Here is a 13662-nt window from a genome sequence, read left to right as displayed (position 1 = left end):
GCAAACGGAGGAGTCCGCTGTCAGGATCATTGCACTCTGGGTAACTGCTGGTCACGATGGTGATGAACTCGGGTGAGCGGCGGGTGGCTTGGCGGGTGGCGCAACACGCACGCCCGGGTGTCGAACACCCTCGACACCGAGTCCCGACAGCCGCTCCGACCGTCACCGGCTACTGTCAGGTTGCGTGAGGGGTACGTGACGAGCGGTGATCGACGCCCCCGATGATAGGTGGAGGGCATTTTCGTGGATCCGCAGCAGATCAGTGACGCGAAGCGGGCGCTGGGGCGGAGGCTCGCCGGCTGGCGCAAGACTCATGGGCTGACTCAGGATGACGTGGCGCGCCGGGTGCACAGCACCCGGAGCACCGTCGCCAACGTCGAGAACGGCCGGCAGGTGGTGGACCGCGTCTTCTGGGCGCAGTGCGATTCGCTCCTGCAGGCCGGGGGCGAGTTGCTCACCGGCTATGACGAGTACCGGTCTCTTGAGGTTCGGCATCAACAGGAGAAGGCCGAGGCGGCCCGTCACGCCCGTTGGGGAGCGGTCCTGGATCATCGGGTGATCGCCGAGGCGGCACAGCATCGGCAGCCACCAGTCGCTGACGCGGAGACCGGCCGTCGCGAAGACGACAACCATGCCGCCGCCCACCTGCTGGCTCCCCTTCGCCACCGTCTACTCGCACCCAACCGACCGGACCAGGCGATCGACCCCACCAGGTTGCCAGAGGTCCGTCAACGGGTCGCGCACCTCCACAACCTGTATCAGCGTGGCAACTACGCCGAGACGATCCGGGAGCTACCCGACACGATCGAGCAGGCGGACATCATGGCCCGCGCCGGCACCGGCACCGGCACCCACCGCAACCGGGCTACCGCGGTCCTGGCCGCGGCGAATCTCGCCGCTTCCAAAGTCGCCGTCAAACTCGGCGATCCCAGCCTCGCCTGGATAGCTGCCGACCGAGCCGCCCGTATCGCCACCGACCACACCGAGGACGCCGCCCTCGTCGCCGCAGCGGCATTCTCGGTGGGAACCGCACTACTGGCCATGCCACACCGCACCGACAGTGCCGAGGCAGTGGTACTGGCAGCCCTTGACCACCTCAAACGGACCCCACAGGGAGGCGGGCCGCAGGCCCTATCGGCCCAGGGAGCACTGACCCTGCTCGCAGCACTGGTCGCCGCCCGCCAAGCCCAGACCGCCGCAGCCGAGCGGCACCTCAACGACGCGCACGCCCTGGCCCAACAGGTCGGCGCCGACCGCAACGACCTCTGGACCGGCTTCGGGCCAACGAACGTCATGATCCACCGCATCAACATCGCCACCCGAACGGACCGCCCACAGCTAGCCATCCATCTCGGCGAACACCTCGACACCTCCTCGCTGCCGAAGGCGCTGATGAGCCGCCGGGCCCAAGTCCACCTCGACCTCGCCGCGGCACACGCCAGCTCGTCCGACAACGATCCCGCAGCAGTGCTGCACCTCCTCGAAGCCGAACGCATCGCACCCCAGACCGTGCACGTGCACGCCAGGACACGCCGCTTGATCGGCATCCTGCTCGCCCGCGAGCGACGCTCCGCGACCCCCGGCCTGCGAGCACTCGCCGAACGAGCCGAGATCGTCGCCTGATGCCCGAGCCTGTGAACACCCGGCTGCTCTACCTCGTGGTCTGTGCCGCTCCACCAGCCCGGCACATCGCCGAGTTGGTAGAAGCAGCACAACGCGACGGCTGGGACGTGTACATCATCGCGACCGAGACCGCCTACACCTGGCTCCCCGCAGAACAGTTGGCCGCACTGACAGGGCATCCCGTCAGCTACCGGCAGCGGCACCCCGACGAACCCCGCAGCCTGCCACCCGCCGACGCCATCGCCGTCGTCCCGGCAACCTTCAACACCATCAACAAATGGGCCACCGGCATCAACGACAGCATGGCCCTCGGCATCCTCAACGAAGCCCTCGGCACAGGGCTACCGATAGTGGCCTCCCCCTTCGTCAAGACCAGCCTCGCCCGCCATCCCGCATTCAACGCCCACCTACGACTACTCGCCGACCACGGCGTTCGGCTCACACCTCTCCAAGCCCTGAACCCCTGCGAGGACAGCGAGACCTTCTGCTGGCACGTCATTGCGAAAGAACTCCAAATTCTGCCCACCCCGCACCGGTAACAGGCTCAACCTGTTCGGACTGCCGTATCTCCCCCGTGGCCACCGACGAGACGCGCAACCCCGACCCTCGCGGAACGAATCCCGGTCGTCCTCGCCTCCCGCACCCCCGCTTGGACGCCGCTCACCCGCACCTACGTTTCACTCGGCTCCGAGCAGGACCTCATCCGCAGGCTCCAAGGCGGGATCCTGCTCCGCACCCTCCTCGATGCCGAAGCAGTGCCACAGGACATCGTCGCAGCGATACCACCGCAGGAGGGCTCACCGACACCACCGCCTGGCCCTGGCCCACAGCCCTGAACAGCACCGATCAACCGGAGACGAGCACCACGAATGCGTAGCCACGAACTCGCCCCAGGCCGCATGATCGGCGTCGTCTTCGACCACGGCGACGACTTCTTCACCGCCCTCACCGACACCTGCCGTGCACGCAGCATCAAGCAGGGCTACATCCCCGTCTTCATCGCCGGCCTCAGCACCGCGAGAATCGTCGGCACCTGCCAGCGGCTCGACAACCCCGACGCCCCGGTCTGGTCCCACGTCGACCTGACCAACGTCGAGGCGCTCGGTGGCGGCACCATCGCCTGGGACGAGAACACCCAGACGATCACACCCCACATCCACATCACGGTTGGACTGAAAGAACACAGCGCCACGGCCCACACCAGCCACCTGTTGGATGCCACGGTCCAGTTCCTCACCGAGATGCTCATCATCGAGATCAGCTCCCCGACGATGAGCCGCCTACCGAACCCTGACCTGCACGACGTGCCACAACTACGGTTCGACCACGCAAGCCGCACCGAGACGTAACCTGAAGCAGGGACGTGACGGAGCGTGATCATTCTGATGACTCGCCGGCTGGCCAACGTCCGCCACGCCGACCGCGTCCTCGGCCTGCATCACGGGCTTCGCGTCGAGGCCGGCACCCACGACCGCCTCATAAGCGCCGCCGGCCGGTGCGCGGAGTTGTTTACCCTCCAAGCCGCCGGCTACGACACCACCAGGCCCACCGCGACGGTGCGCCACCATACCGCCACCGGCTGACGGAGCACGCCATGACGACGCCGAAACCCACGAAGCCCTCACCGCCCACGTTGGTGATCATTCGCGGGAACTCCGGCAGCGGGAAGACCACGACCGCCCGCGAGGTACGCCGCCGCTTCGGACGCGGTGCGGCCCTGCTGGAACAGGACTACCTGCGCAGAATCGTTCTCCGGGAACACGACAGCGCCCGCATCGACCCGGTCGCCCCGGCGTTCATCACCGCGACCGCCCGCACCGTCCTCGACCTGGGCTACCACGTCATCCTCGAAGGCATCCTGCACACCGAACGCTACGCGGCCGTGCTGCACCAGCTCATCGACGACCATCCCGGCCCGGTCGCCGCCTTCTACCTGGATGTGTCCTTCGACGAGACCGTCCGCCGCCACCTCGGCCGCGACGAGCCGATCCCCGTCACCCCCGACGAGATGCGCACCTGGTACACCCACCGCGACCTGCTCGACATCCCCGGGGAGACCGTCATCGGCGAGGCCAGCACCTTCGCCCAGACGGTCAGCACGATCCTGCGTTCCAGCGGCCTCACCACCGCCGTACCGCAGACACCCTGCCCACGACGATGCCCGCACTGCGCACGTAAGGTCGACCAGCCGACCACCGCAATCGATGCTCCTTGACACCGCGCCCGAACTGTCATGATCGATGATCTTCTAGGACAGCTGACCACTACCGCTATGCCGAGCGGCGAGATCGGTCACGTCGACCTGCGGCCGGTGCACACGGCTCCACCCTGGCCCTGTCCTCCGCAGTCACCACCGCACTCCGTGCAGGAGCACCCCAACCACGTTCATCGAGGCGTTCCGCCACACCTGCTTCATCCCGGCCGGCACCATCGGTGAACCGGACGTGCTGTGCGGGGCGTCGCTGGGCGGCCACCTCGCCCAGCGAGTGCACCGCAACCACCTCAACAGGCCGGAACGGCTATAACGGCTCTGCGCGCCAGGTGAACCCAGATATCGAGCGTGGCGATGAGTTCCGGGAACTGGTCAGGGCCGACGTGCCGCTGATGCGGGCGCTGACCGTGGTGCGGGATGTGGAAGTGGTGTTCGTCGACTCCGCCGAGATGAGCCGAGACAACGACGATCGGGCCACCGTCCGCCCCAGCATCAGCCGGCGCGGCGGGGCGGGAGTCCGCGTCATCCTTGGCCCTCCCACACCTGGGGAGAGCTTTCTCGTCTACCCCTGCTCAGGGGGCCTGGACGGGCTTGCTGGTCGGTAAGGCGGCCAGCCGGCCGCCCTCCTTCTCCAGGCTGCGCAGCATGGTGTGGTCACCCCGGTCGAGGAGGCGCTGCACAACCGAGCGGCACTTGGTGGAGTGGTCCGTGGAGTCCTCAGCGACCTGCCGGAGGTAGAGCAGTTCGCGGTTGCGCTGTTCACGGCTGAGCTTGTCGAGGCTACGTAGGTAGGACTCCACCTGGGTACGGATGGTGTCGATACCAAGCTGCTCGATCACCGGTAGTGCCCGGCCGACCCAGCGGGACTGTTCGGCGGAGCTGATCTCGTCGATCCGGTTGTCCAGGTTGCGTTGCATCCAGCCGTACACGGTCGCTGGGCCGTAGTGCTTGAGCTGGTGGCTGTTGGTGAGAAAGGAGACCTGAGTGCGCAGGATCGCCGGACCGGAAAGGCCTGTGATCAGCATCAGCGGCAGCGGGTCGGCGCCGGGTACCCACTCGGCGCCCAGCCGGAACGCCACGTAGGCGGACGATGCGTCCATCCCCACCCGCAGCGCGATCCAGTGTCCGGCCCGCCAGGAGGGCCTCTTCTTCCGGGCGCCGGGCAGCGCCAGAATGGAGACGAGGGCGGCGACACCGACGGCGCCGAGCGGCAGCCACGGGCCGGCGGTCACGGCTGCTCCTCCTCCGGCTGGTGGATCAGGTCCAACCGGTAGCGCCGGCTCACTGGCTCTCCCGCAACCGCCGGCACCGGCGGCTCGGTGCGCAGCAGACGCCGGTCGACCAGTCGGCTGAGCACGGCGGAGACCTGCGACGGAGGCATCAGGGTGGCACTGCTGATCTGGCTCTCGTCGTAGCTGACACCGTCCGACAACGCCTCTACGACCCGGCGCTCGTCTGGATCGAGCCGGATGGGCAGGCCGAACGCCGTGTCCGCCCGTGGGGACGCGGCGTCCTCGTACCGTGTAGGGGCGGTGCCATCGATCACCCGCACCTGATCAAACATCTTCGCGATCAACAGCGGCCCGACGAAGCCGAAGATGAACAGACTGAACGTGGTGGTCGCCGCAGCAACGCTAAAGGCCGCTACGGCCAGACCGGTACCAGCGATCAGCCGCAGCCCGACGGCGAAGAGGACGATCGGACGGTCCCGCCTGTCCCGCCATGGCCACTGCCATCGGCCCCGGGACTCGACGGTGGGCCGAATCATGCTGTACAGGTTGAGGGACTCCGCAACGGCGCTGCCGATCAGGCTCCAGACGACGGCAATCCAGAGGTCCACTGTCCACCACTTCGGATCGATGCCACTGTCCTGCAGGGTGTCACGAATCGTACCCGCAGTAGTCACCAAGGGCTGGCCCCGTAACTGGCTACAGCAGCGCGACGAGTGTGCCGTCGAGCGAAGCTCTGGATTGGCATCGGCTCACGCAGTGCCTTCGACCTCTCCAGCTCTTCACGGGAATGCCATCCGAGCGCCACAATGATCGACGATGGTGATTGCAGTTTGCTGCCGATGGTGACCTGGAGGCATGGCATGGCACGACCGACCGCGAAGACGTCCGGTCCCGCCCGACCTCGTGCGCGTGCCGTGACGCTGGCACTCGCCACGCTCGTCGGCGCGGCCCTCTCGGCCCTCAGCGCGGGGGCTGCGGCGGCGACGCCGCCGGGGATCCCCTCGAAAGCGACGGCGCAGTCGCAGCTCAACGCCCTCACCGTCGCCGCCGAGGGTTCCACCAGCGGCTACTCCCGGGACCTGTTCCCGCACTGGATCACCGTCAGCGATAGCTGCGACACTCGTGAGCAGGTTCTCAAGCGTGACGGTACGTCGGTCGTGGTCAACTCTTCGTGCCAAGCCACGTCGGGGCGCTGGTACAGCCCGTACGACGGGGCGACCTGGACCGCCGCGTCGGATGTCGACATCGACCACGTGGTCCCCCTGGCGGAGGCGTGGCGTTCCGGGGCGAGTTCCTGGACGACCAGCCGGCGGCAGAGCTTCGCCAACGACCTGTCCGGGCCGCAGTTGATCGCGGTGACCGACAACGTCAACCAGTCCAAGGGTGACCAGGACCCGTCGACGTGGCAGCCGTCGCTGTCGTCGTACCGGTGCACCTACAGCAAGATGTGGATCACCGTGAAGTACACCTGGGGCCTGCGGCTGCAGTCATCGGAGAAGTCCGCCCTGCAGAGCATGCTCAACACCTGCTCCTCCTGAGCCCGCCGGCAGGCAGACCGTTCGGTAGGACATGATCACCTCAGCGGTGTTGTGGGAGTGTTCGGCGACGGTTGGGTGAGGGCAACCAACGGGTAGGCGTGGCTCCGGGCGGTGACCCCATGACATGGCGGCGCTGTTGAACAACTACGGCTGAGCCTGCCGGTCGTGGGACGGCGATGCTGACCTTCCGCTCGCCGTTCATGGCGTAGTGAGCCCATGAACGGCGGAGCTGAGGTGCTACCTCGCTGAGGACGATCTGGCCCCAGTCGGTTGCCTACTTTGCCGCTGGAGCCTGCGGATGGAGGCGTCAGCCTTGCTTGGTGCAGGTCAGCACGATCAGGTCGTCCGGCAGCATCTTGCTGCCGCCCTTCGCTGACTGCTTGGTCACCGTCCAGTTGGGCAGCATCAGCACCACGGTGTCGTTCTCGTCCTGGCTGCCGTACTGGATGTTGGTGAATCCGAGCTTGCGGAGCTTGTCGTCGGCGACAGCAGCGTTCATGCCCTTCATGTTCGGCATGGTCAGCTTTGCCGGGGCGGGCGGCGCGGCGGGAGCGGTCGTTGCGGGGGGTGTCGTCGGCGCTGGGGCGGTTGTCGCAGCCGCAGCGTCGGTGGGGGGTGCTGCTGTCGTCGGTACCAGCGTGGGGTCCGCAGCTGGTGGGACCCGCTCGGCGATGGCCGCTGCTGTCGGGGAGGTCTTCGCCTCCGGCTGAGTGCTACCACCCATGATGGCGGCTATCCCCGTGATGCCACAGCAGGCGAGAACGACTACCCCGGCGGCGATGCCGATGATGGCCCCGGTGCCGAGTCTCCGGCGGGGCGGTGCTGCCGGTGGCGGTCCGTAGGCGGATTGCGGCGTGGCTGGTGGCGGTCCCTGCCACGAGGTGTTGTCGTCGGGCGGTTGGTAAGTCACCCGGTGGAGTGTGGTCGCGGTGCCTGATGGCGGGCACTAGCCGATCGGATGGGCTGCTGTCCGGTAGTTGACTTGCTGTAGTGACTGGCACCGGCCCGGCGGCAGCTGTCCGTCCGATCCGCCGTCAGAACGCCGTGCCGCCCCTGGACGCGGAATGCGCTGATCATCGCCAAGGGCCGCGCGAAAGCGGCGCTCATCGTGTGACGGGACGTGGTGAGGTGATGCCAGCATCGATGAGTCGTCGTTGGTAGCGGGTGAGAAGCGCATCGGCGTCGTGGGGTCTGCCGAGTGTGGTCAGGGTGTCGGAGGCTTGGTGGTGGAGGTGCTCGTTGTAGGGGTCGAGGCGGAGGGCGTTCTGGAGGTGGTGGAGCCGGGCGTGGGGGTCGGATGCGCTGGTGGCGAGGGTGCTGTGGGCGTCGATGACGTGGCGGCGGGTGCTCTCGCGGATGGGATCGAGCCACGGCCAGGTGTGGTTGGCCGCGATGTCGCCGGTGTAGCGGTCGATGACCGCTTGGTGGGCGTGGGCGTGGTTAGCGACGGTGGTGGTGGCGTGGTCGATGGCGGCGTTGAGGTGCCAGAGGTCGACGTCGATGTGCTGGTGGTTGAGGTGGTATCGGTCGTCGGTGTGGGCGATGGGGTGGGGCTGTCCCGTGGTGGTGATGTCTTTGCGGAGGTCGCTGAGGGTGGTGTAGAGGCGTCGGGCGACGGTGTGTCGGGGGAGGCCGGGCCAGATCGTGGTGGCGAGGTCGTGGGTGGTGGCGCCGTCGGGGTGGACGGCGAGGGCGACGAGGACCTGCAGGGCTGCGGTGCGGCGGATCGTGATGGGCTTGCCGGTCGCCCACAGGGTGGGGTTGCCGAGGACGCGCAGGGTGAACAGCTTCGGTGAGGACGGCTCGGGCGGTGGGGTGGGCGCGGGTGGTCGTTGCCGGGGTACCGCTACAGCCGATGGTGTGGACGGGGTGGGGGTGAGGACGGCGAGGAGGTCGCGGGCAGCGGTGGCAGTGAGTACGCACAGCCGGGTCCGTCCGCCCCCGGTGCCGCGCTCGGCGTTTCCGTCGGGCGTGATGTGCCAGGTGGGACCGTGGGTCCAGGTACCGATGAGGACCCCGGGAGTGTGGGTCAGGGCGGTGGCGAGGCGGGCGGCGGTGTCGGGGTCGGTGGGTGCGTGGGTGAGCAGCGTCGGGTGTGCCACGCCTGGGTGGGGCGGGTGGGTGATGGTGGTGATGGCGTCGGCGGGAGTGTCGGTGACGGTCAGGCCCGGCAGGTCGTGCAGGGGCAGGGTTTGGGGTCCAAGGAGGGTGTGTAGGTCGGTGCGGCTGGTCACGATCGTGGTGGATTGTGTGGGGTCGCGGAGGGTTCGGAGCAGGGTGGTGAGGAGGATGCCGCGGGCAGCGTCGGTGGCTGCGGGGCCGGTCAGCCCGATGCCCCCGGTGGGGATTCTCAGCGGGGTAGCGGGGGTGGGTGGCGTGTCGGCGAGGGCGGCCTGGACTGCGGTGACGGTGCGTGGCAGGGCGGTCAGGTCGCTGTCGTCGCGGGGTTGCTCGGGGGGTGGGGGTCGGTAGAGGCGGCGGCGGCGGAGCCAGACCAGGGTGCCGGCGGCGGCGATCTGGTGTGCGGTGTCGGCGGGAATCCATCCCCCGGGCACGTCCACCCCTGCGTCGGCGGCCTGCTGGGGGTGGGGGTGTTCGCCGGTGCTGGTGGGTGTGGGGGCCGGTGGTGCATCGGTCGTGGTGGCGGTGGTGGTGGGTGCCCACAGGGCGGCGGCGCCGGCCATGCCGGTCGCGGTGGCCTGCATCGGGGTGGGCAGCGGCAGGCGCCGCAGCCGCCGGATCGTCGCCGCCGCGCGGGTGACGGTGGTACGGAGGGTGAGGGCGGCGATGAGGAGCCACAGCATCCAGGCGAGGAGTACCAGGCCGGCGATGAGGGTGTCCTCGGTGAGGGGGTCGCTGAGCCACTGGCGGAGGTGTTCCTGGGTGGGGTGGGTGGGCAGGGGCCAGCCGGCGGTGTAGGTGAGCACGATCGGTGGGCCGGCCAGGACGGTGGTGACCGCAGCCGCGGAGGCGATCTGGCGGGGCCACCTCACCGCGTCCGTCCACCGTGGTCGTGCCGGCCCACGCGCCGGCACCGGTGGGGCCCGCGCGTGGTGGGGTGGTGGCCGCTCATGGGGTTGCCGGGGCGCGGACGAGGCGGGTCCACAGCCGGTACACCCACCATCCGGCCACGGCGGTGGCGTAAATGCCGGCGAGGGTGCCGGTGATGCGGGGTGCGGTGATCGCGGCGGTGATGACCGCCAGCGGCGCGCCCAGGACGAGCCGGAGCGCCCACGGGCGGACCAGGGCCAGGACCGTGCCGACACCGAGCAGCAGTCCGCCGACCCGGCCGGCGAGGTCGATCCAGACCACCATGTCGGGCCACCGTGCTGCGGTGTTCGAGTACTGGACCAGGCCTATCCCGATGGCGGCGGCGAGGACGGAGCTGGTGGGGAACGCCAACAGCGCCGACCATCCACCGGGTGGAGTGCGCCGCTGGCGGGCGGCGACGACAGCGGCGATGAGGGCGAGCACGACGATCGGGGCGACGGGGTACAGGGCCCAACGCAGGAACGGGCCGACCGGCATCTTCAGGTACTGGGCGGCCACCACGGCGTAGAGACTCGCGGTGGCCGCGCCCAGGGAGACGGCGGACAGGATGCCAATGCTGACGGTGCCCGCGGGCGACTGGGTCGCGGGCCCGGGGTGGTGGGCGGCGGCCAGGGATCCGAGGATCGTGCCGGCGGACAGACACGCGATGACCGCGAACACGGCGGCCATCGCCAACAGTCCCCATGCGGGTTCCGCCCACTCGAGGGGGTACACCCCGCCTCGGGTGACGGTGAGCAGCATCTGCGTGATCAGAATCAGCGACGCGAAGCCGGGCACCGCGATGCCCAGCACCCGCCGGACCTGCGGCACCGGCTCCTGCCCACCGACATCACCACTACCAGCGGCGGCGGGACTCGCGCCGACGGCACCGTGGGCCGCGGCCAGCGTCGGATCCAGGGCGACCTGCGGGATGAGGCCGGTCCGTTCGGCGATCATCGTGGCCGCCTGCGGCAGCCGGGCCGTGCCACCAACCAGGTAGACGCCGGTCAGGTCCGCCGGGGTGAGTTCCGCGGCGGCGACCGCCTCGCAGGTCAGCTGCCCTACCCGGTCCACGACCGGCCGTGCCGCCTGCTCCAGGGCCATGGTCGTGGCCACGACCGCCGTGCCGTCGGGCTGCGGCACGGTGATCGCCGTGTGCTGGGCGAGGGCTTCCTTCGCGGCCCGCACGCTCGACACCCATCCCCACCCGCCCTCTGCCTGCCCGGCCAGGGCGGTGGCGAGGGCACGGTCGATGGCGTCCCCGCCGGCGTCGGGGTCGGCGAGGGTCGCGAGGACCTCGAACCCGGAGGGTCCACGACGCAGGACCGTCACCTCCGCCCCACCGCCGATGTCCACCACCGCCAGGTACGCGCCCACCGGCATCTGCGCGCCGGAAGTGACCAGGTGATCCGCCACCGCGACCGGGGCCTCCACCAGCTGGGGCTGCCCCAGCCCGGCGCGATGCGCCGCGTGCCGCATCCAGGTGCGCCGTCGCGGCCCCCACCCGGCCGGCACCACCAGCCGCACATCCTCCACCGGCCCGCCGGCCACCTGCCCAGCCTGTTCGGCGACCCTGCGCAGGGTCGCCGCCACCAGCGTCGTCGCCTCGATCTGCTGCCCGTCGACGGTGAGGGTCTGCTCGGCGGACCGCTGGGGCGCAGCGACGAACCGGTGCGGCTGACGCGCGGCGGCCTGCCACGCCTGCTGCCCGGTCCACACACCCGCGTCCTCGGCCACCCACGCGGCGCTGGGCATCACCGGGTTGCCGTCGACGGCCACCGGAACCCATCGACCGTCGGGCCACGCCAGCACCGCCACGGTGCTGGTAGCCCCGTAGTCGATCGCCAGCCGCACCTGCCCTGACATGCACGTCAGTCAAACATGAATAAGATCCTCACGTCACCCATGAATATCCCCAGCCTGACGTAATGGGTCGCCGTGGCCAGGAGATAGTCCTTCCGGTGGCTGCCTCTCACGTGAAGGAGACGCCCGGTCGCGGATGGCTGCCGTTCGTTGGTCCCTGCCGTGTGCGGTGTGGTCTCCTGAGAAGGTTGTCGGCGTACGGCTCCAGCTGCACAAGCAGGTACGGGAAGTCAACGTGCCAATGGGAACGACGAGGGTTGTCGAGCACCTCCCGTGCCCGACGGACCGCCCTGCCGGCTACAACCCGTCACTGCTGGGGTGGTCGCGCTCGCGCGGATCGCGGCGTGAGAGTGCGGTACCTCCAAAGATTCACCCCGTCTGCCCTGCGGCATGCTGCTCCAATGATTGCCGACGATGTAGTCGCAGATCTTGCCGAGTGGTCGCCGTGGCTGCCTTTCCATGATGCTGCTGTCTCGGCGCCGCGTCTGCCAGGTGTGTACCTCGCTCGGCAGGGGGCGGCAGGTGGTCTCGTCTACGTGGGTATGGCCGGCGAGCGTCGCGGCCAAGGACTTCGAGGACGGCTCGCGGTGTGCCGCCGGGGGAAGGCAGCGGTCAGTGGGCTGGGGGAAGCCGTCCTGGATCGGGCCCTTGCCGATGTCACATTCGTGCAGGAGCACCTTGAGCAACTTGTCGGCGGCCTACCCAAGCGTGCGGCGGCTTGGGCCAAGGACGCCTTGCACTGGGCCGACCTGCACGTCAGATGGGCTGTGACGCAGGATCGGCAAACTGCAGCGACGCTCGAGCGAACGGTCCTGGACGCGACGGCCGGGTCACCGCTGTGGAATCGAGCACGATAGCGATTGCCTACGATCCGGAGCATGGTGCAGGTGGAGGCTGTCGTCGATGTGTTCGATCGAGCTGCCGAGCAGCGTCGGTTTCCCGAGCCGGAACACCCCTACAGCTATCTGATAGCGGCTCGGCTCCATGCGTTCAGTGACGCCGAGCGCTGGGCATTGGTCGTGGACATCGTCGGCTACAACCCGCGGGCCGGCAACGTCGTCGACGTCCTGCACGCTCTCGGCAACTGCCTCACCGGCACGGACAAGGCCTGGCATACGCGGTTCGCCAACCGCATCGACAACTTCGCGGACCTGTTCGAGGGCGATCCGGGGGCAGTGCGGTACCGGCAGGTGCCGCTGGTCATCAGGGGGCAGGCCGTACCGGTGGCCGCTGCTGCGACGATCCGCCCAGAGGACCTCTTCAGGCTCCTCGCTCCCCAGCACCGTGACCTTCTGCTGGCCGCGAACGCGGAGATACGTCAACTCGTCCCGCCGGACCTGCCTCGAGTGCTGTGCCTGGACGACTGGCATCACACCACCCTGCGGGTCCGACCACCGAGCCCCGAGCGAGATCGACAACGACAGCTCCACGAGACGCTCACCCGCCACCTACCTCCGCAGAGGCAGGTGCCGTTCGAGGTTCGCCCCAGCGACATCGAGACCTACCAGCAGATCAGCGAGGTGCTGGCCACCGCCGACCCCTCCCACTACCGGCCGGCCCTACCGGGAAACACACACTGGACGAGCTGTCCGGCTTGATCATCGCCCGGTCGGCGGCCGACCCACCAGCGATCGACCCAGCGGACCCGCACCCCCCGGCCGACCAGAGCCCGAGGGGTGGGCGCAACTGCAGGCACGGCTGGCACGAGCCCGGCGGCTGGCCGACCGGAGCCCGGCACGGCAGCAGCGCTGCTGCCGCGGGTCTTGGTCGAACTGGTGGACCTCGCTGCCGACCCGTCGCTGAACGCATCGGCAGACTTCAACACATCCGAGGGGTCCTAACAACGATAGGCCGCACACGGTGTGCTGCAGGGCGTGACCGGTTTCGGCGGCCGGTGGATCAGCCGAGGTGGATCGGTCGCTCTCGCTTCGCGATATAGGCGACGTCTGTGACGTCGCTGCCGATTTCGCCCGCCCTCGGATAGGTATCGGCGCAACCGCCGACACCGGCACTCCGACTGTGACTGGCGATCACCCATCGACTGCGAGCGATCAGAAACCCGCGCCCTGGAGGCCCAGACCGCATAGCGAAGCCACCAAGCCTGGGGAACATCAGCCAGACCGGGACGGCATAGTTCAATGGAGCATTCGGGTCTGCTGCACCG

11 protein-coding genes and 1 pseudogene are annotated in these 13662 nt (G+C 69.0%); 7 read left to right on the top strand and 5 right to left on the bottom strand.

Annotated elements, in window-relative coordinates; translation table 11 throughout:
- The first annotated feature begins 243 nt into the window (after positions 1-243).
- The 5 genes and pseudogenes from ACQP2H_RS30735 (at position 244) to ACQP2H_RS30715 (ending at position 3838) form a co-directional block, all read left to right on the top strand.
- Positions 244-1623 carry a helix-turn-helix transcriptional regulator gene (locus tag ACQP2H_RS30735; RefSeq protein ID WP_433230090.1) on the top strand — a complete coding sequence of 460 codons (1380 nt, stop codon included), beginning with the start codon at positions 244-246 and terminating at the stop codon, positions 1621-1623.
- The gene (locus ACQP2H_RS30730) at positions 1623-2162 is read left to right on the top strand and encodes a flavoprotein (protein ID WP_433230088.1); all 540 of its coding nucleotides are present in this window, start codon (positions 1623-1625) and stop codon (positions 2160-2162) included. Before ACQP2H_RS30735 ends, ACQP2H_RS30730 begins: the two co-directional genes overlap by 1 nt.
- Before the next feature lie 330 nt (positions 2163-2492).
- The gene (locus tag ACQP2H_RS30725; RefSeq protein ID WP_433230085.1) at positions 2493-2972 is read left to right on the top strand and encodes a PPC domain-containing DNA-binding protein; all 480 of its coding nucleotides are present in this window, start codon (positions 2493-2495) and stop codon (positions 2970-2972) included.
- A 24-nt stretch (positions 2973-2996) separates the two neighbouring features.
- A pseudogene (locus tag ACQP2H_RS30720) lies at positions 2997-3206 on the top strand (ABC transporter ATP-binding protein); the annotation flags it as partial.
- A gap of 11 nt (positions 3207-3217) precedes the next feature.
- Positions 3218-3838: an AAA family ATPase gene (locus ACQP2H_RS30715; RefSeq protein WP_433230082.1), complete on the top strand. Its 621-nt coding sequence runs from the start codon at positions 3218-3220 to the stop codon at positions 3836-3838.
- Between the two features lie 569 nt (positions 3839-4407).
- On the opposite strand, the gene ACQP2H_RS30710 is transcribed toward ACQP2H_RS30715, so the two are convergent.
- Positions 4408-5067, bottom strand: a complete 660-nt coding sequence (locus tag ACQP2H_RS30710) for a hypothetical protein (RefSeq protein WP_433230079.1) — start codon at positions 5065-5067, stop codon at positions 4408-4410.
- Positions 5064-5741, bottom strand: a complete 678-nt coding sequence (locus tag ACQP2H_RS30705; protein ID WP_433230077.1) for a hypothetical protein — start codon at positions 5739-5741, stop codon at positions 5064-5066. Before ACQP2H_RS30705 ends, ACQP2H_RS30710 begins: the two co-directional genes overlap by 4 nt.
- A gap of 186 nt (positions 5742-5927) precedes the next feature.
- Here ACQP2H_RS30705 and ACQP2H_RS30700 point away from each other — a divergent pair, with 186 nt between their 5' ends.
- Positions 5928-6605, top strand: coding sequence for an HNH endonuclease family protein (locus ACQP2H_RS30700; RefSeq protein ID WP_433230074.1), 678 nt, complete (start codon positions 5928-5930; stop codon positions 6603-6605).
- Positions 6606-6912: 307 nt separating this feature from the next.
- Here the strand turns inward: ACQP2H_RS30700 and ACQP2H_RS30695 are convergent, their stop codons facing one another.
- The 3 genes from ACQP2H_RS30695 to ACQP2H_RS30685 form a co-directional block, all read right to left on the bottom strand.
- Positions 6913-7104 (bottom strand): hypothetical protein, encoded by a 192-nt coding sequence (locus ACQP2H_RS30695; protein WP_433230071.1) that lies wholly within the window; start codon positions 7102-7104, stop codon positions 6913-6915.
- Positions 7105-7708: 604 nt separating this feature from the next.
- Positions 7709-9598 (bottom strand): AfsR/SARP family transcriptional regulator, encoded by a 1890-nt coding sequence (locus tag ACQP2H_RS30690; RefSeq protein ID WP_433230068.1) that lies wholly within the window; start codon positions 9596-9598, stop codon positions 7709-7711.
- Positions 9599-9674: 76 nt separating this feature from the next.
- The gene (locus tag ACQP2H_RS30685) at positions 9675-11501 is read right to left on the bottom strand and encodes an Hsp70 family protein (protein WP_363817579.1); all 1827 of its coding nucleotides are present in this window, start codon (positions 11499-11501) and stop codon (positions 9675-9677) included.
- An 875-nt stretch (positions 11502-12376) separates the two neighbouring features.
- Between ACQP2H_RS30685 and ACQP2H_RS30680 the strand changes: the two genes are divergently transcribed.
- Positions 12377-13096 carry a DUF7003 family protein gene (locus ACQP2H_RS30680; RefSeq protein ID WP_363817576.1) on the top strand — a complete coding sequence of 240 codons (720 nt, stop codon included), beginning with the start codon at positions 12377-12379 and terminating at the stop codon, positions 13094-13096.
- Positions 13097-13662 lie beyond the last annotated feature (566 nt).

The organism is Micromonospora sp. CA-248260, assembly GCF_050942205.1.
Classification (GTDB): domain Bacteria; phylum Actinomycetota; class Actinomycetes; order Mycobacteriales; family Micromonosporaceae; genus Micromonospora; species Micromonospora antibiotica.
This window is presented reverse-complemented; position numbering and strand designations above follow the sequence as displayed.